The sequence below is a fragment of the Alcanivorax sp. S6407 genome (genome assembly GCF_023016115.1).
Lineage (GTDB): Bacteria > Pseudomonadota > Gammaproteobacteria > Pseudomonadales > Alcanivoracaceae > Alcanivorax.
In genome coordinates this window covers 1-249 of sequence record NZ_JALKBH010000026.1, presented here as the reverse complement: position 1 = coordinate 249, position 249 = coordinate 1, and the positions used below count along the sequence as shown (strand labels likewise).

The 249-nt window shown below is 51.4% G+C and carries 1 rRNA gene; it reads right to left on the bottom strand.

Annotated features, from left to right (window positions below):
* Positions 1 to 249, bottom strand: a 23S ribosomal RNA gene (locus MWU49_RS17685); the annotation flags it as partial.

The window sequence follows — 249 nt, the reverse complement described above, 5'->3', positions numbered from 1 at the left end:
CGGGTCTAATCCCAGCAACTAAACGCCCTATTAAGACTCGGTTTCCCTACGGCTCCCCTAAACGGTTAACCTCGCTACTGAAATTAAGTCGCTGACCCATTATACAAAAGGTACGCCGTCACCCCACAAGAGGGCTCCGACTGCTTGTACGTACACGGTTTCAGGTTCTATTTCACTCCCCTCTCCGGGGTTCTTTTCGCCTTTCCCTCACGGTACTGGTTCACTATCGGTCAGCCAGGAGTATTTAGC